General features: G+C 59.6%; 18 protein-coding genes, 1 pseudogene and 1 riboswitch. Of the genes and pseudogenes, 8 read left to right on the forward strand and 11 right to left on the reverse strand.

What is annotated here, in order from left to right:
* A pseudogene (locus DKK75_RS08230) lies at positions 1-181 on the reverse strand (carbohydrate ABC transporter permease); the annotation flags it as partial.
* A gap of 149 nt (positions 182-330) precedes the next feature.
* Entirely contained in the window at positions 331-1668 is a 1338-nt protein-coding gene (locus DKK75_RS07655; RefSeq protein ID WP_110452838.1) for an ABC transporter substrate-binding protein, read from the reverse strand.
* 478 nt (positions 1669-2146) lie between these two features.
* Between DKK75_RS07655 and DKK75_RS07660 the strand changes: the two genes are divergently transcribed.
* The 5 genes from DKK75_RS07660 to DKK75_RS07680 all read left to right on the forward strand — a co-directional run bounded on the left by DKK75_RS07660 (position 2147) and on the right by DKK75_RS07680 (position 7084).
* Positions 2147-2545 carry a VOC family protein gene (locus tag DKK75_RS07660; RefSeq protein WP_181414522.1) on the forward strand — a complete coding sequence of 133 codons (399 nt, stop codon included), beginning with the start codon at positions 2147-2149 and terminating at the stop codon, positions 2543-2545.
* A gap of 290 nt (positions 2546-2835) precedes the next feature.
* Positions 2836-3729, forward strand: a complete 894-nt coding sequence (locus tag DKK75_RS07665) for a 3-hydroxyacyl-CoA dehydrogenase (protein ID WP_110452840.1) — start codon at positions 2836-2838, stop codon at positions 3727-3729.
* 100 nt (positions 3730-3829) lie between these two features.
* Entirely contained in the window at positions 3830-4723 is an 894-nt protein-coding gene (locus DKK75_RS07670; protein WP_110452892.1) for a 3-hydroxyacyl-CoA dehydrogenase, read from the forward strand.
* A 340-nt stretch (positions 4724-5063) separates the two neighbouring features.
* Positions 5064-5258: a hypothetical protein gene (locus DKK75_RS07675; protein WP_110452841.1), complete on the forward strand. Its 195-nt coding sequence runs from the start codon at positions 5064-5066 to the stop codon at positions 5256-5258.
* A gap of 164 nt (positions 5259-5422) precedes the next feature.
* Positions 5423-7084 (forward strand): MFS transporter, encoded by a 1662-nt coding sequence (locus tag DKK75_RS07680; protein ID WP_110452842.1) that lies wholly within the window; start codon positions 5423-5425, stop codon positions 7082-7084.
* Between the two features lie 9 nt (positions 7085-7093).
* Here DKK75_RS07680 and DKK75_RS07685 read toward each other — a convergent pair whose 3' ends face one another.
* Complete coding sequence (locus tag DKK75_RS07685) at positions 7094-7504, reverse strand: DUF4186 domain-containing protein (RefSeq protein ID WP_110452843.1); 411 nt, start codon at positions 7502-7504, stop codon at positions 7094-7096.
* A gap of 215 nt (positions 7505-7719) precedes the next feature.
* Between DKK75_RS07685 and DKK75_RS07690 the strand changes: the two genes are divergently transcribed.
* Positions 7720-9009 (forward strand): class I SAM-dependent methyltransferase, encoded by a 1290-nt coding sequence (locus DKK75_RS07690; protein ID WP_110452844.1) that lies wholly within the window; start codon positions 7720-7722, stop codon positions 9007-9009.
* A gap of 210 nt (positions 9010-9219) precedes the next feature.
* Here DKK75_RS07690 and DKK75_RS07695 read toward each other — a convergent pair whose 3' ends face one another.
* The 8 genes from DKK75_RS07695 to DKK75_RS07730 form a co-directional block, all read right to left on the reverse strand.
* Complete coding sequence (locus DKK75_RS07695; RefSeq protein WP_110452845.1) at positions 9220-9765, reverse strand: FMN-binding protein; 546 nt, start codon at positions 9763-9765, stop codon at positions 9220-9222.
* A 1-nt stretch (position 9766) separates the two neighbouring features.
* A complete protein-coding gene (locus DKK75_RS07700) occupies positions 9767-10594 on the reverse strand; it encodes an ABC transporter ATP-binding protein (RefSeq protein WP_110452893.1) in 828 nt (275 codons plus the stop codon).
* Between the two features lie 44 nt (positions 10595-10638).
* Positions 10639-11805 (reverse strand): ABC transporter permease, encoded by a 1167-nt coding sequence (locus tag DKK75_RS07705; protein WP_181414523.1) that lies wholly within the window; start codon positions 11803-11805, stop codon positions 10639-10641.
* Between the two features lie 16 nt (positions 11806-11821).
* Positions 11822-13132, reverse strand: coding sequence for an ABC transporter permease (locus DKK75_RS07710; RefSeq protein WP_110452847.1), 1311 nt, complete (start codon positions 13130-13132; stop codon positions 11822-11824).
* Positions 13133-13153: 21 nt separating this feature from the next.
* Complete coding sequence (locus DKK75_RS07715; RefSeq protein ID WP_110452848.1) at positions 13154-14428, reverse strand: DUF2318 domain-containing protein; 1275 nt, start codon at positions 14426-14428, stop codon at positions 13154-13156.
* Between the two features lie 13 nt (positions 14429-14441).
* A complete protein-coding gene (locus DKK75_RS07720) occupies positions 14442-15062 on the reverse strand; it encodes an iron transporter (protein WP_110452849.1) in 621 nt (206 codons plus the stop codon).
* The gene (locus DKK75_RS07725) at positions 15059-16873 is read right to left on the reverse strand and encodes an FTR1 family iron permease (RefSeq protein ID WP_110452850.1); all 1815 of its coding nucleotides are present in this window, start codon (positions 16871-16873) and stop codon (positions 15059-15061) included. The genes DKK75_RS07720 and DKK75_RS07725 overlap by 4 nt, the downstream gene beginning before the upstream one ends.
* Positions 16874-17033: 160 nt before the next feature.
* On the reverse strand, positions 17034-18524 hold the full coding sequence (locus DKK75_RS07730; protein WP_110452851.1) for an amino acid permease: 1491 nt from the start codon (positions 18522-18524) through the stop codon (positions 17034-17036).
* A gap of 303 nt (positions 18525-18827) precedes the next feature.
* On the opposite strand from DKK75_RS07730, the gene DKK75_RS07735 reads away from it, so the two are divergent.
* Positions 18828-20291 carry an amino acid permease gene (locus DKK75_RS07735; RefSeq protein ID WP_110452852.1) on the forward strand — a complete coding sequence of 488 codons (1464 nt, stop codon included), beginning with the start codon at positions 18828-18830 and terminating at the stop codon, positions 20289-20291.
* 89 nt (positions 20292-20380) lie between these two features.
* Positions 20381-20559: riboswitch (Lysine riboswitch) on the forward strand.
* Between the two features lie 100 nt (positions 20560-20659).
* Complete coding sequence (locus DKK75_RS07740; protein WP_110452853.1) at positions 20660-22135, forward strand: amino acid permease; 1476 nt, start codon at positions 20660-20662, stop codon at positions 22133-22135.
* Position 22136: the final 1 nt, after the last annotated feature.

A 22136-nucleotide genomic window follows, 5' to 3' on the forward strand; every position in this document is an offset into this window, starting at 1 on the left:
CAAACACCGTCCCGCCAACCATCCGATGCTGAAACAAGGAAATCCACACCGCATACAACACCGGCACCACAAACACCACCACAAACACCAACGCAAACGGCCCCATAAACAACCAACCACGCCAACGGGCAGCCGTCCGCGAATGCTGCGGCACCGATGCCGTGTGACCGCCTGAGCTCACAACTCTCCTACCCATATCTTGACCCTTTTCAACAAACTCAAAATAACAGCGCGGCTATCCGCCTCTCGACAGGAACGTTTACATATAGGCAAGCGTTCCTGCCGAGGACAGTATGGGTTTCCTGTGCGCTAGCAGCTATTTGATAACAGCTATTTAACTGTGAAGCCCTGCTGACTTGCATATTTCTTCAAGCTATTCTGCCAATCGGTAATTGCTTGCTTAAAAGTGGATTGGCCATAGTAAGCCTTGGACGCATAATCGCCATAGATGCTGCTTGCATAAACATTAAACAGAATATTTTTGAAATGAGGATCGACATCTTTTGCGGCCTGCGACAGTACTTCGTTGAACTTTTGCCCGCCAAAATACTCAACAGCCTTGCCATCGCCCCCCTTGACAGACGTTGAATCCAAGAACTGCTTATCTGCCAAAGTCTTGGTATCGGCAGGGAATGCCCCAGCCCCAACGCGCAATTTGATAGATCCGCGGTCATGGGAGGCATATTGCACGAATTTGTATGCGGCATCAGCCTTAGAAGTCTTGTCGATCACAGCCAATACTGACCCTCCGTTTTCGGAGTTATGCTTATCGCCTTCATGCAGAACAGGCATGGGAGCAACTCGCCATTTACCAGCGGCCTGCGGAGCTGACGAAAGCAGATTCGGCGGCATCCAAGCCCCAATCAAAAGCGCGGCGGTAGAACCATCTCCTAAGCTTCTATTCCACTCATCCGACCACACGGACAGCTTTTTATTGACCAGATTCTCATCTGACATGCGTTGCCAAAATTCCAAAAACCGCTGAGTTCCTTTGTCACTCGAAAGGTTGATCGTTATATTTTGCCCATCGCTTGAGTAATCATATGGATGACCGCCAAAGGCCCATATCATGGCTTTGAAGAATCCAGCATCGCCGGAATCAGCCTCGATGTATGATCCGACTGCCTTTACTTTCTTGGCCGCCTCGTAATATTCGTCCCAGGTCTTCGGAGGTTCGGTCACGCCGGCCTTGTCAAAAACTTCCTTGTTGTAGAACATAGCCATGGGACCGGAATCCATTGGCAGCCCATAAATACCACCATTGATAGCAGATGAGGCCCAAGTTCCCTTTGTATAATCGTTCTTGAAATTACTGGGAACGTACTTGCTAATATCCTTAACAATATGCCTGATCTGAAACTCTGGAAGGTCTTCGTAGCTGAATTGGGCGATATCTGGCAAACCCGAACCTGCCTCTGAGGCATTGTTCAATGCTTTGTACTGATCATTGCCAACCCCGACATTGACTAATTTGACTTTGATATTAGGATACTTGGCTTCAAACGGCTTTATTACAGTTTGATATGTCTTTTCCCAAGCCCAGACTGTAATTTCCGTAGACCCTGCGGCATCTGATTGCCCCCCGGATTGAGAACTGCCGCATGCAGCCAAGCCCAACACTGACAATACGACTGTTCCGCTCGTCAGAATCTTTTTTACCGATATCATTGTTCCTCCCGCTATCCAGCGGCAATCGCATGACGCTTTTATGAATGAATCATCTTTGACTTCACGAAGCAACTTCAACATCAATGTTGATTTGACATTAAACCATACTCTAACACCTGCGCGTTAATACGCAACTACATGATCGCCAAACCGAACCTGACTGGACGCGGAAAATACCATTTAGGCCTCTGCAAAGGAGAAGACAATATTAAGCAGAGATATGGTGCTGTGCTCAATCAGCTCACCATCGAAAACAATTAACGATCATGACTATTATCGCCACCCAACTCCCTGTCAATCGCAAGAGCCTGTCCGCTTGTACGCAGTTGGGGGAGACTTCTGAAAATTTCAGACCTCATCACCTGGTTAGCCTCCATCACCTTGTGCCTTTGAACACCCTCCTCATATGCCCGGACGCCCAACCGTCTAGAGTAGACATCAGGAAGCGTTACAGCTTTAAGGCACCAAGGGAGCGGCCATTATGAAACCTATGTCTGGCTATGCCAAAGATCTGCAGCACTCGGGCATGATCGCCCGCGACTTGGACGAGACCATCGACTTTTACACCGACAAACTCGGATTCGAGCTGGTCGGCATATACCCCAACGGCGAGAACCGCTGTGCCTTCCTGCGCCTAGGTCATTTGACCATCGAAACCTGGGAGGGTGAGCCTGCGCCCATGCGCACCGGAGCGATCAACCACTGGGCGCTGGATGCACCAGACATCGATGCGGCTTACGAGCATGCCCTGGAGATGGGATTGAACATCAGAGAGGACTCCGTCCAATCCATTCCCACCTTCTGGCAGCGCGGAATCCGCTACTTCAACGTCATTGGCCCCAACCAGGAGACCATCGAATTCTGCCAGATTCTCTGAATGCCACCCGCATAAGCTGCAAAAGCCACACCCAGACGCGCGAATCGTGCAGGCAGTATGTGCATGGCACCTTGCCGGATGCTGCGCTCTGGCAGGACTGCCCCATACGGGCAATCCCATGTGAGTAATAAGACACATTTATCTGTGACCGGCAAGGAACTGAACCCACCTGAATTTCCTTAGAAAATAGCCGTTTTAGGCACAAAACCCCTTGCTATTCGACTTGTGTCTTTCCGCTAAAATGAGCATTGCGTCCAACGCAGGATGCCAGATAATGAAAGAAGTTTCTCATGACGAACATTGAGAATGTCACGGTGGCCGGCGGCGGGGTGCTGGGCAGCCAGATCGCCTTCCAATCAGCATTCAAGGGCAAGAAAGTCACAGTCTACGACATCAACGATGAGGCCATTGCAGCAGCTGAGCAGCGGATCAAGAACCGTCGCGGCCTCTACAAGCGGGACATCAACGCCACCGACGAGCAGTTCGATGCAGGGCTGAATAATCTGAGCTACAGCGCAGACCTGGCTGAAGCCGTCAAGAACGCCGATCTGGTCATCGAAGCCGTCCCCGAGAAACCCTCCATCAAGCACAACTTCTATCAGAGCCTGGCCAAGGTAGCCCCCGAGAAGACCATCTTCGCCAGCAACTCCTCCACCTACGTCCCCAGCACCTATGCTGCCGACACCGGTCGTCCGGCTAAGTTCCTCTGCCTTCACTTCGCCAATCACGTATGGCGCATGAACACCGCCGAGATCATGGGCTCCGACCAGACCGACCCCGACATCTTCAACGAAATCGTGGACTATGCCAAGGAAATCGGCATGGTCCCCATCCCTCTCCATAAGGAGCAGCCCGGATACATTCTCAACAGCCTGCTGGTCCCCTTCCTGGAGGATGCCGGCTACCTCTGGGGCAATGACATAGCAGACCCTGAAACCATCGACAAGACCTGGATGATCGGCACTGGCTCGCCCGTTGGCCCCTTCGGCGCCTATGATGCGGTCGGCCTGCGGACCATCTACAACATCATCGAGGAGCAGAAAGGCGACGACCCTGGCTTCAAGCCCTTCCTGGAGAAGGTCCGGAAGATGCTCGACGAGGGGAAGACGGGTAGTGACGCGGGCCATGGATTCTATGATTATCCGAACCCGCGCTACAAGGATGAGGACTTCCTCAAGGCCTGATCGTCTGTCTGCCGCATCTGTGAGCCAGGCCCTTCCAAGACCTGACTCTATTATAGAAGAGCGTATCCAAGGATGGATACCACAAATGAAAGAGGTTTCTATGACGAACATTCATAATGTCACGGTTGCTGGCGGCGGTGTGCTTGGCAGCCAGATCGCCTATCAATCTGCCTTCAAAGGCAAGAAGGTGACGATCTACGACATCAACGACCAGGCTGTAGCGGCGGCAGAGGAGCGCGTCAAGAACCTGCGCGATTCCTACAAGCATGACATTAACGCCACCGACGAGCAGTTCGATGCAGGCCTGAACAACATGTCGTACAGCTCGGACATGGCTGAGGCTGTCAAGAACGCCGATCTGGTCATCGAAGCCGTCCCCGAAAAGCCCTCCATCAAGCACGACTTCTACCAGAGCCTGGCCAAACTGGCACCCGAGGATACTATCTTCACCAGCAACTCGTCCACCTACGTACCCAGCACCTTCGCACCCGACACGGGCAGGCCGGACAAGTTCCTGAACATGCACTTCGCCAACCAGGTCTGGCTGAACAACACCGCAGAGATCATGGGCTCCGAGCAGACTGACCCCAGGGTCTTCAACGAAATCGTGGACTATGCCAAGGAAATCGGCATGGTTCCCATCGTCCTGAAGAAGGAGCAGCCCGGATACGTCCTGAACACCCTTCTCATTCCCCTGCTCAACGCCGCCGCCCACCTCTGGGGCCACGACATTGCAGACCCAGAGACCGTGGACAAGACCTGGATGATCGGCACGGGCGCCCCCATGGGACCCTTTGCCATCTTTGACGTGGTGGGGCTGCGGACAGCTTTCAACATCACCAAGGAGCAGCAGGGCGACAACCCAGACTTCAAGCCCTTCATGGAGAAGATCCAGAAGATGATGGACGAGGGCAAGACCGGCAAGGATTCGGGACAAGGATTCTACACCTATCCTAACCCCGCCTTTGCTGATCCTGACTTCCTGAAAGCTTGACAGGACCGCTCTTTCACCGAGCAGAGCCCACCCGTTCCAAGGGATCACGTCGTGACGTGCCTCCCCCAACGGGCGGGCCCGTTTTTCATCCGGCACGCTCAAACGAAGCCGCCCTCACGATGCACATTGACTTGGGCACCCGACACCGGCCGACCCGGTACATTCCTAAACATGCATTACGCCGACTGAATCTAGCGGAGGAAAACCGCTGAAATCACGAGAAACGATCGGACGGATCCGGGCCTCTACAACCGAACCGTTCCATTTGCCCGGCAGATTGACATAGTCCCCATCCAGCTGCAAAGGAAGCAGCCTGACTTAAGTATTTAACACGATCCTGATGCTGCTCGTGAGCGCGCCCAAGCGCTCGTTCGGACCGCCTACAGCATCCACTGCCAACGCTGGAACGACAATCCTCAAGCCCAGCCTCTTCCCGAACGAGCTTAGAGAAGAGACCGATCAGAGCGTCTGCCATCCACCTGATCCTGACTACCGGAACCTCGGATTCCTCGAGGACTGGAGCGAAGCCTGCTAAGTGGGCTGTGAGTCTGGAGCATGGCCCTTTCGCAGTCCACAACAGAGGGCGTGGTAAGCTTTGTATTTATGACATTTTTGTGAAAACCGCTAAAGGAAGAGGCAGATAGGGAAATCACAAAGGCGGAAAAGAGGAACAACGGCCTAGTGGCCGGAGAAGGAACAATGGCAGAGGACGATAAAATTTCGGCTGCAAAAAAGAGCGGCCAGCGCGAGCAGAAACAGCGTGATCGACAGACAGCCAAGCAACTGAAGAAGCAGCAGGCGGCAGCAAAACGCAAGGCCCGCAAGCAGAATCCCAGGCCGCATCGCGGCTGGAGCGAGCGTCTGCATCTGACCGATATCAACGTAGTGGACAGATCCACACTCAAACGGGCCATCGCCGGCACCGTGGTCGGTAACTTCATGGAATGGTATGACGTGGGGGTCTACGGCTACCTGGCAGTGACCATTGGCCGCGTCTTCCTGTCCGACGCATCCGATGCCGTACAGCGGCTCTTCTCTCTGGGCGTCTTCGCCGTCACTTTCGTCGCCCGACCCCTGGGCGGCGTGGTTCTGGGCCAGCTGGGCGACAAGATCGGTCGCCAGCGCATCCTAGCCTTCACCCTGCTGAGCATGTCCGCAGCCACCCTGCTGATCGGCCTCCTGCCCAGCTATGCTGTTGTCGGCCCTCTAGCGCCCATTCTGCTCATCGTGCTCAAGCTGATCCAAGGCTTCTCCACAGGCGGCGAATATGCGGGGGCCTCGACCATGGTCACCGAATACTCACCGGATCGACATCGCGGCTTCTTCGCCTCCCTGTTGGATGTGGGATCCTATCTGGGCTACGCCTTCGGGGCGGCGTTGGTTTCCCTGCTGGAGTTCTCCATCTCCCCGCAGGCCATGCTGTCATGGGGCTGGCGCATCCCCTTCATCATCGCACTGCCACTGGCCGCCATCGCGGTCTACTTCCGGGCCAAGGTCCAGGACACCCCCGCCTTCCGTCAGGCACAGGACGCCAGCGACGAGAAAACCAAGAGCCAGCACAAGAGCCTGCTGGACCTGATCCGGGGCTATTGGCGGGAACTGCTCATGGCCTTCATCCTGGTGGCTGCAGCAAACACCCTCAGCTACACGCTGACCGCCTACATGCCCACCTACCTGTCGGGCACCCTGCACTACAACACGGCCCAGGCCAACCTGCTTTCCCTGCCGGTCCTGCTCATGGTGGCCTGCTGCATCCCCATCACCGGAGCACTGTCCGACCGCTTCGGGCGCAAGAAAGTCCTATTCATGGGGGCGCTCACCGGACTGTGCCTGTCCCTGCCGGCCTTCCGCCTGCTGGAGCGTGAGACCACTGGCGCCGTCTTCGGCGGACTGGTTCTGCTGGCCATCCCGGTCATCTTCTTCGTAGCCAACCTGGCCTCCACCCTGCCTGCCCTCTTCCCCACTGCCTCTCGTTACGGCGGCATGGGACTGTCATACAACCTGGCTGTGGCCGTCTTCGGCGGCACTGCGCCTGTCATTATGGAGGGTCTGGTAACTGCGACCGGCAAGTCTCTGGCACCTGCCTACTGGATTATGTTCACCTCGACCTGCGGACTGATCACTGTGCTCTTCCTGGCGGAGACCGCCCGGCGCCCCATGCCCGGCACCCTGCCCACCGTGCTCAATCGTCAGGAGGCGCGCGACCTGGTGGCCACACAGGACCGCAACCCCGATCTGGATGTGAAGACCATCATCAAGGACGCCGAAGAGAGCGGCGTGCGCAAGACACCGAAAAAGCTGGCTACTGAGGCGCGCAAGCTTCTGGGCCTTTCCCGCACAGGCGCTAAGAAGAAGAAATAGTGAGCGCTATCAGGCCGGGTGGATCGGATGGCTGACTAGGTCGCGCTCGATCCAAGCCATGACCAGCCTGGCCAGGACATCAACCTCTGCATCGGTCAGAGACCGGCCGCGCGGAATGTGATGCCAGCGCTCAATGCACCCCCGGCAGCAGGTTGCTGTGGCATGCTGGGCCGTGAAGACCGGATGCCCACGGTAGGGGGTCTGTTTGCCATCCTTGAGCGGATGAGCAGGCCCCACACGCTTGGCCAGCATCTCATGGGCATGGCGGTCGATGGTATCCCTGCCCTTGGCGCGAGCATAGGCGCGATCCTTGGCCGATAGAGAGAATCCAGCCCGAAAGCGTGAATGTCCTAATCTGGCAAGAGTGTCCTGAATCCAGGCTTCATCCGCACTGTTTATCGCTGAACCGCTACCGCTCATTCCCTGGTTGCCTCCGTGTTCGGATTCCCTCTGGGATCCTCGTTCAGCCTAACCAAAGAGTCTGTACCCGATCAAGGTTTCCCATGCGGAATAATTCACCGAACATGGCACCAACAGGGACCAGTGTCGGGGGTAATGTGAAGACAGTACCTATATTCATCAACTATCAGACCCGCCATGATCTGTCATGCCCGGGTCACGAACAAGGGGGCTTCATGGCCAAAAGCAAGATGACTGTAGCCGAGATGATCGGGCTCTTCCTCACCCCTGACGCGCCTGTGCAGGTGACCGCCTTTGACGGGTCGGTCTTCGGGCAGGAGCAAGCGCCGCTGCATCTGGAAGTCAAGAATTCCCGTGCCATGTACTACATCACAGAGAACCCTAACGACCTGGGCTTGGCCCGCGCCTACCTGCAGGGCGATCTGGACTCTCCAGAGCTGCTGCCGGGCAACCCCTACCAGGTTCTCAAGGAGCTGATGGGTCTCAAGCACTTCGTCAAGCATCCCAGCAGGATGGAGCTGGCCCGTGCAGCTGCGGCCGTCTTCTCTCATGGTGTACGCGTGCCCGAGCCGCCGGCCATCGAGGGGCCCTCCCTGGCCAAGCGACTGACCGAAGGCATCCGCCCCCACACCCGCCGGGGGGACGCAGCCACAGTCAGCTACCATTACGACCAGTCCAACGACTTCTACCGGCTCTTCCTGGGCTCCTCCATGACTTACACCTGCGCCGTCTTCGAGAAGGCGGACAACAGCCTTGAGGACGCTCAGTGGCACAAGCTCAACATGGTCTTGGACAAGATGCGCCTGAACAAGGGCGACCGTCTGCTGGACGTGGGCTGTGGCTGGGGCTCCATGGAGATCGCGGCGGCCCGCCGCGGCATTCACGTCATCGGTGTAACTCTGGCCGAGGAGCAGGTCGAATGGGCCCAGAACTGGATCCGCCAGGAGGGTCTGCAGGATCTGGCCGAGGTCAGGCTGATGGACTACCGCGACGTTCCTGAGTCCGGATTCGACGGAATTTGCTCCATCGGCATGATGGAGCATGTGGGCTACAAGCAGTACCCCTCCTACTTCAAGGAGATGATGGACAAGCTGCGCCCCGGCGGCATCCTGCTCAACCACCAGATCACCCGCACCAACTCCCACGACCACAAGAGGGCCGGTGGCTTCATTGACCGCTACATCTTCCCCGACGGCGAGCTGGCCAGCCCGGCCGAGATCGAACTGGCCATTCAGGACACCGGCTTCGAGGTCATCACCCAGGAGAACCTGCGTCAGCACTATGCGCTGACCCTCAAGCACTGGACCGAGAACCTCCAGGAGCATTGGGACCAGGCCAAGCCCATGGTGGGCGCGCCGAAGGCACGGCTCTGGGGCCTGTACATGGCCGGCGCACGGCTCAACTTCGAGCTCGACAACATTCAGATACACCAGTTCCAGTGCATCAAGCCCGATCCCGAGACCGGCACGGACACCTACCCGCTGCGGCCTTGGTGGGATCGCTAGTTGGCCTGAGGCGACCGATAGCTACGCGGCCGATAAAGCCATAAAGCTCTGAAAAGGGGTGGGGAGTCGAAACCTCGCCCCTTCTGTTTCCGCCACCCGTAAAGCCTGCTACTCGTACGTACAGCACGCCATCGCAGAGTTTAGCGGCCTGTTGGCGCTCTAAGGCATCGAATGCCGAACGTTGGGCATAGCAGCCTTTCGGTTTGGATTTCAGGAAGACCTGTCCGCCGAAGCCTCCAGCCGAGCAAGGTCCAGGGCCTTGTTGAAGGCGTCCGAGGTCCAGCTGGCCCCAGCCACCTTTTCCACCTTGAGGTCCTTGAGCGGGCGCCCTTGGACTACGCCAGGCACAGCCTGGGCGAAGCGTTCCATATGGCCCCGCGAGATGGGCGAGTCGGAATGCCCCTGGACCTGTACCCGGCTCACCTTGCCTCCCGACAGGTCAAGATCCACATCGATGCTGTCAGCCCCGTCACGCCCGTACTTGCCCGTCAGAGCGTAGGTGCCGTCGTGATAGTTGCCCGTATCAGCCGGAGCAGTCGGCAGTCCATCACGGGAGACGGCCATGGGATTGCCCTCGCCCGCAGCGCCGGCTCCCGACTCTGGAGCAGAGCTGGACTCGGCGCCTGATCCGGCGAACTCGTCGTCCATGGGCTTGGCCTGCTGGCTTCCGCAACCTCCTAGGAGGGAGCCGACCGCCACCAGCGTCGCTAATGTTGCCGAAGCCGTAACCAGTCCGCGAGACTTGCTTGTGGCCATCTCAGCGTCCTCCTTCTGATTCAGCGGCTGATCCCGGCAGAGACCCGCCTGTCTTGGCTATTTTAGTGGGATCATGGAAGCCCACCGGAATATTCTGGTCCCCGGAATCGCCAGGAGCTCCGCTGAAGGCCGGCCGACCTCCGGCTGCGAGGTAGGCGCGCTTGGCCTCCTCATCATTCCATTGCTCGCCAGCCAGCACACCGTGGTTGAGCATGATCTCCCGCTGAGCGCATGAGGCCACTAAGGCATCATGGGTGACCACGATCAGGGAGGTTCCCTGGTCATGCAATTGCCGAAAGAGGTCCAGCACAATCCGCTCATTGGCCTCGTCCAGGTTGCCAGTGGGCTCGTCAGCCAGAATCAGCTTGGGTTCGTTGATCAGCGCCCGGGCCACGCAGACCCGCTGCTGCTCGCCGCCCGAAAGCTGGCTGGGCAGGTGCCGGGCCCGATCCGCCAGACCTACCCGATCCAGGGCCTTCATGGCCTGGTCCTCATCCACCACCGAATGGTAGTACTGGGCCACCATGACATTCTCCAATGCGGTCAGATGCGGGACCAGGTAGAACTTCTGGAAGACCAGGCCGATCACGTTCTTGCGCACATCGGCCAGCTGGGACTGGCTCAAGTCCTCCAGCGGTCGCCCCTGCAGACGGACCGAGCCACGGCTGGGCGTGTCCATGCAGCCCAGAATGTTCATCAGCGTGGTCTTGCCTGAGCCGGAGGACCCCACCACGGCCAGCCATTGACCTTGCGGGACGCTCAGGTTCAGGTCGTCCAGGGCATGCAGATCACCGTAGATCTTGGAAACATGGTCCAGATCCAGCAGCATGCCGCCGCCCGACTGGCCCTCGCTCGCCTTTGCCTGCGTCATTGTCATTCCTCCCTCAGAACCAGGGCCGGGTCGATACGCGAAGCCCGGAGGACCGGCCGAATGGATGCGATCATGGATATGGCCACGCTCAGCAGGACCGTGCCCAGGGCCAGCCACCAGTTGAATCCCAGCGGCCGCTGGAAGACGGACAGACAGAGCAGCCGGGCAAAGCCATAGCCCAGGGCTGTGCCGATCAGTCCTCCTGCCAATCCATAGCAGGCCGACTCCGCCAGAAACTCCATGGCTATTCCCCGCGAGGAGGCGCCAAGGGCCTTGCGCAGGCCGATCTCGCTGCGCCGCTGGGAGACGATGGAGGCCATGGTGGTCCCAACGCCCACAAAGGTCAGGACCAGCACCACCACCGAGACCAGCCAGAAAAGCGACTGGAGCATGGCTATGGTATGGCTGTCGCCCGCTGTGATTCTGGTGACCGGTCTGGCTTTGACCCCCATGGAGGTCATGTCGTTGATGTCGTTGGCGATGGTCTTTAGGCCAGACGTCATGGTGTTGACCGAATATTCGATAACATCGGTACCCCTCTTATCCCCGGTCAGGAGCTCCAGATCAGACAGGTCGGCGTAGATGATCCGATCCTCGGAGCCGCCGGTATCGACAATGCCCCCCACTCGAAAGTCACGGCCCTGGCCTCCGGCCTTGCCTGTGATGGTGACCTGTCCGGCGGGGTAGCCGATGGTCATCTGCTGGCCGGTGGTCAGCCCTAGCGAATCAGCCAGGTCCCGCCCCACCATGACCGAACCGGGCCGGGGCCAGGAACCCTCCACGCTCCAGTGACGGTTGAGCTGACGCACCTGGTCGGGATGGATGCCGGCCATCACGCGGGCGCCGGCATTGACCTGCACCGTCTCATATCGATAGGTAGCGTACCGGGCTGGGGCCTTGGCGGTCACCATATGGGTAGTATGGTCCACCATGCCTTGCTCGATGCCGGACCCGGACCGATTGCCCCCCTGAATGGGCGAGACGACCAGGTTGGCTCCGTAGGAGCGCATCTCCTGATTGATCTGCCTAGGGGCCTCGATGCAGACCGCCGCCAGGCAGAAGAGGGTGGCCGCACCGACCAAGGAGGCCACTACGGCCATCAGGGCCCGTCCCCGGCGACGAAAGACAGCCCCGAAGAGCATAGTCAGGAACATGCGGGTATTGGTCATATGGCTCTTATGGCGATCAGCGGCCATGAAGCACCTCCGCCGGCCGAAGCCGCAGAATCGATCTGATGGACGAGATGGATGCCAGCAGCACGGTCAGGGCCAGCAGCACGAAGACCAGCACAAAGACCATGGGCCTCATGGTAATGCCCGAGCCGAAGACCACCCTGCCTACGATCTGAGCCACTCCAGAGCCCAGCAGAGCGCCGACCAGAGCCCCGGCCAGGGCGATCAGGGCCGTCTCGGCCAGCACCAGTCTGGACACAGCCCCGTCGGTGGCGCCCAAGGCCTTGAGCAGGGCGAACTCCGAGGAGCGCTCGCTTATGGAGGAGGCCATCAGGTTGGCCACGGCTATGGCTGCCGCCAGCAGGCTGAGCACAGTCATCAGGATCATGACCGCCTGGGTCTTCTGCAGAACGTCGCCCTGCAGGGCTGCCACCTGTCTGACCTGCTTGGCCATGGATCCGGGGATGGCCTCTTCGATCTGGTAGGCGATGGATGAGGGGTAAGCCGTGCAATACCAGGTTTCCCATTCGTCCTGGGAGAGGGCAGCAGGGTTTCGTGCGGCCTTGCGGGCCAGGTCGTTCTCGGGCGTAGTCAGAGCCTTGACCTCCACCTGGTCGATCTGATCGGTCAGACCAGACATCTCCTGCAATGGCTTGGTGGGCAGGTAGAGGGAGGCGGCATCAGCATCACCGGAGTCGAAGATACCCACAATGGTGACGGTCCGCTGTTGATCACCCAGGTCGACCTTGACCTGGTCGCCAACCTGACGGCCGCCCAGCCGTGCAGCCAGTTCTTTGCCCATCATGGCTTCGGTCCCGCCGCCGGGCCCAGCCTCGTCCTTGGGCCAACGGCCTTGAACCTTCCACCAGGGCCGAAGACCTTTCAGACCTGCGGTGCTGCTCTCGCCGCTGTCCACCTTGACGGTCCGACCGAACCAGGTGCCCACCAAGGGGGCGCCTACCTGGTCCACGGTGCCGCGAAGGTCCAGTCGCGGAGCGAAGTCGGTGATGTTGTAGGCCCAGAAGATGGTCTTGATCTTGGGCACCTGGGACTCCTTGAGGAAAGCGGTGGGCGTGGACTCGTCGGCCGAGGAGCCGCCCCCCTGGTCGCCGTAGAGGTCGGAGACCACGGCATCCGCCTTGGCCTGGACCGTGATGTTGGATCCATAAGTGGACAGCTCCGCGTTGAGCTTGTCGCCTACGTCGAAGACCACCCCCAGCATGGCCGTAGCCACGCAGGCCGACAGGCAGACTGTGACGGCGATGAGCATTCTTCGCCCGAACTGGCGGCTGAATGACCGCAGCATCATTCGCATGAAGAACATACCAACCGCTCCCTCCCTCTCTTAGCTCTTGAAGTGCAATGACAGAGCATCCAGATCGGCGGTGCTGATCAGTATGGCGCCCCGGCCGGTCTTGTAGGGCAGAGGGACGGGATTGCAGCCGCCCTTGAACCCGATGGTGGCCAGGTTGATGGCTACGTCGCACTTCTTGCAGATGATCTTGCCGTCTTTTTCGTAGTAGCCCGCATCCCCGCAGTTCTCGCAGGCATCCAGACCGACACCATAGGCCGCGCCATTCTTGCGGATGATGATAAAGCGCATCTCGGTGCCGTCCTTGGCCCGGTAGCTGAATCGATGCAGGTGTCCATCCTCCACCTGGGAGAAACGTATGGTAGCCGTATCGGCAGTCAGGGAGTACCGCTCCGGAGGCGAGAGCACGGGCACCTGGTGAGCCTTGGCCGTTCCCACGGTCAGAGCCAGGGTGACGCCGATCATGGCCACCAGACTCCAGGCCGCCGACGCCAAGGCCCTTCGGCGGAAGGCCCGGTGGCTGCGGTCGTCGGCTGTGGAGGCTCCGGTCACCGGCATGTGCCAGCCTGCAGCCAGGCAGGCCAGGACTGGAATGATGAAGACCAGAACCTGGGCAAGAACCAGGATCAGGTCGGCGTTGTATCCCAGGGCCATGACTCGGAAAGCCCAGCCGTGCAGAAGAACCAGGCCGGTGGTCTGCATCAGGGCCACCAGGGCTACGCCGTGCCGGACCAGCAGCAGGACCACCATGAGCAGGGCGGCCAGGAGGAAGGCTATCCGGGGGCAGGAGTTACGCATGGTCCTCAGAATGGCAGCCACCGTCACAGCGGCAGCCAGACCGAGCAAGAAGCCCAGGGCGCGCAGGAGCATGGCCGAGGTCAGCACAGGCTCCCCCGGCTCTACAAAGGCCGTAAGCTGCAGAATGACATCGGGCAGGGCTCGGAAGGTCGTCAGGGCTATAGCCAGGGCCGCCAAGCCGTTAGCCAGATCCATGGCCCAGGGGCGGCGATGCCTGTCCGCAACCAGCCGGTCGGCGGCCAGCACCACCGCAATGGCCGCCAGATCAGCCAGAACACAAGCTATCAGGGTCGGGTAGTTGACCATGGTCCGGCGGTTAATAATCACGGTGGCGCGCAGGAGGGCAAAGACCAGCGCCCCCAGCACGCCGACCCCTAGGCCAATCAGTCGCCAGGAGGAGGAACGGGGCCGATCGCGGCCCTCGCCCACCCCTAGAAGCACGCTGAAAACCATGACCAGGAGGGCCGGAGCCAGCGTCCCCGGCAACACCGTGACAAATTGCTCAAGCATGGTGCATAGCAGCTTACCACTGGTGGGGCGTGTAGTCCCAGTCCCAGCTGACCACGATAGGCTCGGTCCAGAAGTGACCCTTCACGCCGGTCTCCGGGTCGACGTGCAGCATCCAACCCTTCTTCTCCGGGGAATCAATAGAATAGGTCAGCTTGTAGGATCCGGCCTTCTCCATCTTGATGTTGGCCCCGTAATGCGGGCCATCCGAGGCGTTCATCTGCATGAAGGTGCCGGACTGCTTGTCGTTGGGGTCATCCTTGTTCTGGATGGTGTAGTTGACGGTCAGATCCGGAATGAACTCGCCCTTGGCATAGCCTAGGTTGTTGTTGGGCAGGGCGTGAATATCAGCCTCCAGATGCAGGCTGGCATCGGCCGCCTTCAGACCCATGGATGCGGGCTCCATGTCGATGGGCTGGAAGAAGACTGTGCCGATGTTCAGAGGACCCTTCTGCTGATCGTCCGGCGGGATGGGAATCTCCTCGAATCCAGCCCCCTTGCCATCAGACTGGGAGCTGCTGGAAGCCTCAGGCGCGGGGGCCTCACGGGTGCCTGACCCGCTGGAGCCGCACCCCGCCAAGGCCAGAGTGCCTGAGAGCACCAGCGCGACCAGGGCGGTCAATTGTCTCTTCTTCATGATTGTCCTTCGCTTTTTGGTGTTTGCATAGATGCCGTGACCTCGGAGGGCACAGCCCCTTCGACGGCCTGATCGGCCTCCGTCTGATGGACGGCTGCCGACGGGGGCCCGCCGGAGTCCTGATTCGACTGCGATTGCTCCTGCTTGCGCAGGCGGCGGGTCGACACAATTGCCAGCACGACCACGACCAGGGCTGCCAGGATTTGAGCGCCGATGGTCTGCGTGTAGGGATACAGCCCGATCCAATCGCTGGTGGGCACCCCGGGCAGGTAGGTGGCCGGCACCAGGTCACCCTCGATCAGGGCATGGACGCCGCCCCCGGCGAAGATGACCACCATGACCGCCATGAGCAGACTGGTGATGATAAAGAAAGGCCGGATGGGGATTTTGACCGACGTGAAACGGATGAGCACGAAGACGATGACCAGCACTACAGCGGCAGCCGCAAAACCGGTCCAGATCTCCCGTCTGCCGCCCGGAGCCATGGCGAAGATGGCCTGGTAGAACATGACCGTCTCAGCCCCCTCCCGGAAGACCGCCAGGAAGGAGAGCAGGGCCAGGGAGATAACGCTGCCCTTCGAGATGGCAGCCACTGTCCGGCTTCGGATGTAGTGGTTCCAGGATTCCACAGAGGACTTGGACAGCATCCAATTGCTGGTATAGAGCAGCATGAGCATGGCTACCAGGGCCACCACGCCCTCCAGGATCTCCTGCTGGGGACCATTCCCGTTGAAGAGCAGAGTGAAAAGCAGGGCCACCAGCCCGCTGGCCACGAGGCCCGCTGCAATGCCCCAGTAGATGTGCCGAACTTTGTCTTTATGGCCGGACTTGACCAGGTAGGCAATGATGGCCGCCACCACCAGGATGGCCTCCAGCCCCTCCCTCAGCAGAACCACAAAGGCCTGGCCGAAGGCGGAGGTCAGGAAGGTCGTCCACCCGTTGACATGGTCCGCGGCGCCTCCGTCCAGAGTGGCCGCGTCTTCGATCAGCATGCTCTTGAGGTCGTTCACCAGGGTCTTGGCCGGCTTGCCCGCCACCATGGCCATCCGGGTCTCCTTGAACTGATATTCCACCTGAGAGACCCTGTTGCCGCTGATGGCGTTCATGACGTTCTTTTCGAAGCCCAGCTTTTCGTAATACTGGTAATAGGCCTTGTTGACCAGATCGGATCCCGCCTGGCCCTGTCCCTTGGAAGCCTGGGCGAGCGCCTGATCGAGAATCGGCGTCATCTCATGGACCACCTGGGTCCAGGTCCGGTCGCCCTTGCCATTGTTCCGATGCTTCTTGGCTGCATCCAGCCGTTGACGATCCGCCTTGATCTGCTCCTGCTGAGCCTTGGCGTAGGTCCGGGGATTGGCCAGTCCTGCGGTGGCATCCAGCTGGGTGGACGCAACAGCCAGATCGGCCTTGAGCTTTTCACTGCCCTGAATAAGAGCCTGCCCGGCATCCGGGGCATAGGCCTGATTCTGCAGGGCCTGGAACTGGCCGTCCAGAGCGTTACGCCTGTCCTGGCCTAAGGTCGACTCCACGACCGAGACGAATCCTGAGCCCACGTAACCTACGTTGTAGGCTCCCATGAATTGCGAGGCGGCTCCGGCGCGATCCCCACGAGCATAGTCCTCACACCCTCGGTCCAGCTGGCGAGACACGGAGCTGGCCACCTGAGCCCAACTGTCGTAATCCGTGGCTCCGCTCGCCGCCATGGCCGACTGCGGGGTCTGCAGAACCAGGAACACCAGGGCCAGGAGCAGGCATGAGAACAGGGAGCCAGCGACCTTGGCAGCCCGTGTCCTGCCGACCTGTGCAACCATAGGCGATGATCTCCTTCGTCAGTGCCTCGTCATCGAACCTAAGAGCAACGAAGGTCGATTTGACAGCTACCGAAAAACAATCTAGCCCAAGCACAATATGAAAACCAGACTTGTTTATTGCCTCAGCAGGCCATATAATTCGCTCTCGCCCAAGCCAGAATCAGTCGGCCAGCGTCGTCTCGCCCCGATGCTTCCGCAGGCAAATGCCACCGAAGACCAACAGCCAGAACAATCCCAGTATGGCCGGATACCGGGTATCGGAAGCCAGGAAGAGGGATAGGTAGATCAGGATGAAGAAGACGATGGCAACCGTTCCTGTCACCCGATAGGCCGGCATGATAAACCCGTCAGGCATGAAGTCCGGGCTGGTCCGGTAGCGGCGGTGAGCAAGCAGGGTCAGGATGTAGATGAAGATAATGACCGCGCTGGAGCAGGAGGTGAACAGGACGAAGGTGTCTTCGAAGCCAGGCAGCAGATGCAGCAGGGGGGACAGGAGGATCAGCGCTCCGGACAGGACGATGGCCCTGGCGGGCACTTTGCCGCGGCGCGAAATCGTATGCAGGCTGCGCATTACTGGAGAGCGGCCGGCGCCGGCCAGCTGGAAGAGGTTGCGGCCAGCGGAATAGAGCAGGGAGTTCAGCGAGGAGCTGGCTGCGGTGATGACCACGAAGAAGACCAGAGCAGCCGCCCAGTCGACGCCGGCGTAGCGGAAGACCATGACGAATGGCGAGGTGAAGCTGCCGTCGGCGTTGGGGCGGAAGGAGCGCCAGGGCACGATCAGCATGATGGCGATCAAGGCGCCCACATAGAAGATCAACACCCTCAGGATGATCTGGTTGATGGCCTTGGGCAGGACCTTGCGGGGATTCTGGGTCTCGGAGACGGTCACTCCCACGAATTCGATCATCTCGTAGGCGAAGAAGACCATCTGGAAGCTCATGAAGAAGGCCATCCACCCGTTGGGCGCCAGGCTCAGACCGGTGGTGATGTTGTCCAGGCCCGCATGGCCGGCCGGGCTGATCCGATCCTGTCCCGGCATGTGAACCGCCGGATAGTGGAATCCGGTGATGACCATGACCACGGCCGTGGCAATCATGGCCAGGATCAGGGTGATCTTGATCATGGAGAACCAGAACTCGGTCTCCCCGAAGACCCGCACGGCAATCAGGTTGACACACACCATGGCTGCCAGGAAGCACAGCTCGATCAGCCCCCGCCAGGCGCTCAGATCAATGCCGAAGGTGCCGAAGAAAGTGACGAAGTAGGTGCCCACGGCAGTCAGCTCGGACATGCCGATCAGGATGAGCACGATCCAGTAGGACCAGCCTGCGAAGGATCCCCAACCCTGGCCCAGGTAGCGACTGATGAAGGCGATGAAGGTGTGCTGGACAGGGCTGCGATACATGAGCTCGCCGATGGCCCGCATGAGCAGGTACATGATCAGTCCCACCCCGATGTAGACCAGAATGATGGAGGGTCCGGTCAGCGCTATGGACTTGCCCGACCCCAGGAAGAGCCCGGTGCCGATGGTGCCGCCGATGGCGATGAACTGCACATGACGGTTGCTCAGACCGCGTTCCATGCCGTCGCCTGCCGAGGTGCCGTCACCTTGATTCTGCTGTGCCGAAGGGCCATTGGCCTTACGATTCATCTGACTGCACCTCCTTGTCTTCACAACCCATCTATTATCGCCAGCCAGAAAGAGACGCCCATCGAGGCCGGTAGGACAGCAATATCACAGAGGTGCCGATAACCGGGAACAGACGGCAGGCACCGACGCCCATGGTAGGACCAGACAGTCACCATTCTGTGAATTGACTGTCTCATATGGCGGACGCCTCTATTCCACAATGCAAAGGCATAGTCATTCAGCTCGGACGACTCCGATAGGGTTGGCCCTGTCAGCCGGCCATATTCAGCTGACAACTACCACCATCTAAGGAATGACATCCCCATGGATCAACCCAAGGAGTCGCAGAGCAAGGACCTGCGCAAAACCCTGAAGAACAGGCACATCCAGCTCATCTCGCTGGGCGGCGCCATCGGAACGGGACTCTTCTACGGGTCCGGGGAATCCATCTCATTGGCAGGGCCGGCCATCATCATCGCCTATCTGATAGGCGGTTTGGCCATCTTCATGATCGTCAGAGCCATGAGCGAAATGAGCGTGGAAGACCCCAAGTCCGGCGCTTTCAGCTACTACGCCACCCGCTACTGGTCCAAGCGGGCGGGCTTTGTGTCGGGATGGAACTACTGGATGAACTATGTGCTGGTGTCCATGGTCGAGCTCTCCGTGGTAGGCACCTTCGTCAACTTCTGGTTCCCGGCAATACCCGCATGGGTATCCGCAGCCTTCTTCCTGGTGGTCATCACGGCCGCCAACCTGATGGGAGTCAGCAAGTTCGGCGAGTTCGAGTTTTGGTTCGCCATCATCAAGATAGCGGCCATCATTGCGATGATCATAGGCGGCCTGGCCGTCGTGGTCATGGCCCTGCCCACGGCCAACGGCCTGCGGGCCTCCTTCGCCAATTGGTTCACCGTAGGCGGCGGATTCATGCCCAACGGACTCATGCGTCACGGGTCCAACGGCCAGTGGACCGGTCTGCTCATGTCGCTGGCGGTGGTCATGTTCAGCTTCGGCGGCACCGAGCTCATCGGCATCACCGCCGGAGAGGCCTCCGATCCGCGCCGGACCATCCCCAAGGCCACTAACGCCATCATCTGGAGGATTCTGGTCTTCTACATCCTGACGCTTGGGGTGATCATGGCCGTGGTTCCCTGGAATGCCATCGGCAAGCCCAACGCCCAAGGCATGGTCATCAGCCCCTTCGTCCAGATCTTCGACTCAGTCGGAGTCCACGCAGCCGCAGGCATCCTCAACTTCGTCTGTCTGACAGCGGTCATGAGCGTTTACAACTCGGCCCTCTACTCCAACTCCCGCATGCTCTTCTCCCTGGCTCGGCAGGGCAATGCTCCCAAGTATCTGGGACGGCTGTCCAAGGGAGGCGTGCCCTACGCAGGAGTGCTGACCTCGGCCTGCATCATCGCCCTGGCCGTGGTCGTGGTCTTTCGCTGGCCACAGTTCGCCTTCAACTACCTGATGAGCATCGCCACGATCTCGGCCATCATCAACTGGTCCATGATCATGGTGACCGAGATGCTCTTCCGGCGTGCTGTCGCCCGTGGCGAGGGCCCCGGCGACCTGGCGGGCAAGACCGGCGAAAGCGCTCTGAACGCCCTGCACTTCAAGCTGCCCTTTGCTCGGGTGACTCCCTGGGCGGTCCTAGCCTTCCTGGCCATGATCGTAGTGCTCATGTGCTTCTCGTCCAGCTACCGAGTGGCCGTTATCGCCGGGCCCATCTGGCTGATCGTCCTCCTGGTGGCCTACCAGCTGACCCAGCGACAAGCACGGCAGTGATATAAGCAGACCTCACCAATCGTCATCGAAGACAGGGAAGCCGTTTGAGTCTTGTCTGAGAACCGCTCTATGCTTACCCGTAATTGCAAAGCCACTGAAGAGGTCGCCGAACCTATCAGTAACTGGGAACAGACAGTGCGGTGTCGTGCATGCCCAGCGAAAGGAGGTCCGGCCGAAACGGTTCGGATCCGCCCATCCGCTCCGTTGGGCCCGGGTCGAACAGGTCCGGGACTGTCGCAACCCGAGGTTGCGGAGCGCTATGTACAGTGTCACGGACGGGCAAGCCACCTACCTGGCTTCCGTGTGAACGGAGCCGGTCGAAACCGTCGTCATAGAGCTCTCAGGTCAGTTCGAGGAAAAGAGCAGTTATGGCGACCAGGCAGAGCGGAAAGGACACTCCTTCCGCATCCACCGACCGGGTCCAACGCAACCTCAAGACCCGGCACGTCTCCATGATCGCCCTAGGCGGCTGCATCGGCACCGGACTATTCATGACCTCCGGCTCCACTATTGCCAAGGCAGGGCCAGGAGGCGCCCTGGTGGCCTACGCGGCCATGGGCGTCATGGTCTATTTTCTGATGACCAGCCTGGGCGAGCTGGCCACACACCTGCCTGTGTCGGGATCCTTCTCCGCATACAGCGCCCGCTACGTGGATCCGGCCCTGGGCTTTGCCATGGGCTGGAACTACTGGCTGAACTGGGCCATTACCGTGGCTGTGGACATCTCCACCGCCGCCCTGTTGATCCAGTACTGGCTGCCCAACATCCCAGGATGGATCTGGAGCCTGCTGGTCCTAGTAGTCATCTTCCTAATCAACGCCCTGACCGTGTCGGCCTTTGGCGAGGCCGAGTTCTGGCTCGCGCTGATCAAGGTGGTGACGGTGATCGTCTTCCTGGTCATCGGTCTGGCCATGATCTGCGGAATCATGTTTCGTCCAGCTGTGGGCCTGAGCAATTTCACCTACAAGGACGCTCCCTTCGTGGGAGGGTTCGCCGCCATTCTCAACGTCTTCCTGATCGCCGGCTTCTCCTTCCAAGGCACCGAGCTGATCGGGGTCACGGCCGGCGAATCCGAAAACCCCGGCAAAGCGGTCCCCAAGGCCATCAACGATGTCTTCTGGCGGATCCTGCTCTTCTATGTGCTCTCCATCTTCGTCATCGCCGCCCTGATCCCCTACACCAGCCCCAATCTGCTGAGCTCCTCAGAAGGGGATATTGCCATGTCGCCATTCACCCTGGTCTTCCAGCGGGCCGGCCTGGCCTCGGCAGCCAGCGTCATGAACACCATTATTCTGACCTCGGTCCTCTCGTCCGCCAACTCAGGGGTCTACGCCTCCACTCGAATGCTCTACGCCCTTGCCAAGGACCACTACGCCCCCGCCTTCTTCGGACATACCACCCGTCATGGCATACCCATGGCCTCGCTGGTCGCCACCCTGGTGGTCTCCCTGGCGACCTTCGCCTCCAGCATCTTCGGCCAGAGGATCTACATGTGGCTGGTGGCCGCTTCGGGACTGACCGGATTCATCGTCTGGATCGGCATCGCCCTGAGCCATTACCGCTTCCGCCGCGCATGGGTGGCCCAGGGCCATCGTGTTGAGGAGCTGCGATACCACGCCAAGCTCTTCCCCCTGGGGCCTATTCTGGCTCTGATCCTATGCGTCATTGTCATCGGCGGGCAGAACATCGAGGCCTTCGTCAACTGGAACTGGCAGGAAATCGGCATCACCTACATCAGCGTGCCCCTGGTGCTTACGCTCTACCTGGGCTACAAGATCCGATACCATACTCGGATCGTGCCCTTGAAGAAGATGGATCTGAGCGGGGATCCGGAATCGCTATGAA

It is taken from the genome of Bifidobacterium asteroides, assembly GCF_003202695.1.
Taxonomy (GTDB): Bacteria; Actinomycetota; Actinomycetes; order Actinomycetales; family Bifidobacteriaceae; genus Bombiscardovia; species Bombiscardovia asteroides_G.

Bases quoted from the DNA above. Each gene is read 5' to 3' on its own strand.
- DKK75_RS07710 (WP_110452847.1), bottom strand. From the start codon at position 13,132: ATGTTCTTCATGCGAATGATGCTGCGGTCATTCAGCCGCCAGTTCGGG.
- DKK75_RS07705 (WP_181414523.1), bottom strand. From the start codon at position 11,805: ATGACCAATACCCGCATGTTCCTGACTATGCTCTTCGGGGCTGTCTTT.
- DKK75_RS07695 (WP_110452845.1), bottom strand. From the start codon at position 9,765: ATGGCCACAAGCAAGTCTCGCGGACTGGTTACGGCTTCGGCAACATTA.
- DKK75_RS07700 (WP_110452893.1), bottom strand. From the start codon at position 10,594: ATGCTGCTGGATCTGGACCATGTTTCCAAGATCTACGGTGATCTGCAT.
- DKK75_RS07725 (WP_110452850.1), bottom strand. From the start codon at position 16,873: ATGGTTGCACAGGTCGGCAGGACACGGGCTGCCAAGGTCGCTGGCTCC.
- DKK75_RS07735 (WP_110452852.1), top strand. From the start codon at position 18,828: ATGGATCAACCCAAGGAGTCGCAGAGCAAGGACCTGCGCAAAACCCTG.
- DKK75_RS07685 (WP_110452843.1), bottom strand. From the start codon at position 7,504: ATGAGCGGTAGCGGTTCAGCGATAAACAGTGCGGATGAAGCCTGGATT.
- DKK75_RS07655 (WP_110452838.1), bottom strand. From the start codon at position 1,668: ATGATATCGGTAAAAAAGATTCTGACGAGCGGAACAGTCGTATTGTCA.
- DKK75_RS07715 (WP_110452848.1), bottom strand. From the start codon at position 14,428: ATGCTTGAGCAATTTGTCACGGTGTTGCCGGGGACGCTGGCTCCGGCC.
- DKK75_RS07690 (WP_110452844.1), top strand. From the start codon at position 7,720: ATGGCCAAAAGCAAGATGACTGTAGCCGAGATGATCGGGCTCTTCCTC.
- DKK75_RS07720 (WP_110452849.1), bottom strand. From the start codon at position 15,062: ATGAAGAAGAGACAATTGACCGCCCTGGTCGCGCTGGTGCTCTCAGGC.
- DKK75_RS07740 (WP_110452853.1), top strand. From the start codon at position 20,660: ATGGCGACCAGGCAGAGCGGAAAGGACACTCCTTCCGCATCCACCGAC.
- DKK75_RS07675 (WP_110452841.1), top strand. From the start codon at position 5,064: ATGCTGCTCGTGAGCGCGCCCAAGCGCTCGTTCGGACCGCCTACAGCA.
- DKK75_RS07665 (WP_110452840.1), top strand. From the start codon at position 2,836: ATGACGAACATTGAGAATGTCACGGTGGCCGGCGGCGGGGTGCTGGGC.
- DKK75_RS07680 (WP_110452842.1), top strand. From the start codon at position 5,423: ATGGCAGAGGACGATAAAATTTCGGCTGCAAAAAAGAGCGGCCAGCGC.
- DKK75_RS07670 (WP_110452892.1), top strand. From the start codon at position 3,830: ATGACGAACATTCATAATGTCACGGTTGCTGGCGGCGGTGTGCTTGGC.
- DKK75_RS07730 (WP_110452851.1), bottom strand. From the start codon at position 18,524: ATGAATCGTAAGGCCAATGGCCCTTCGGCACAGCAGAATCAAGGTGAC.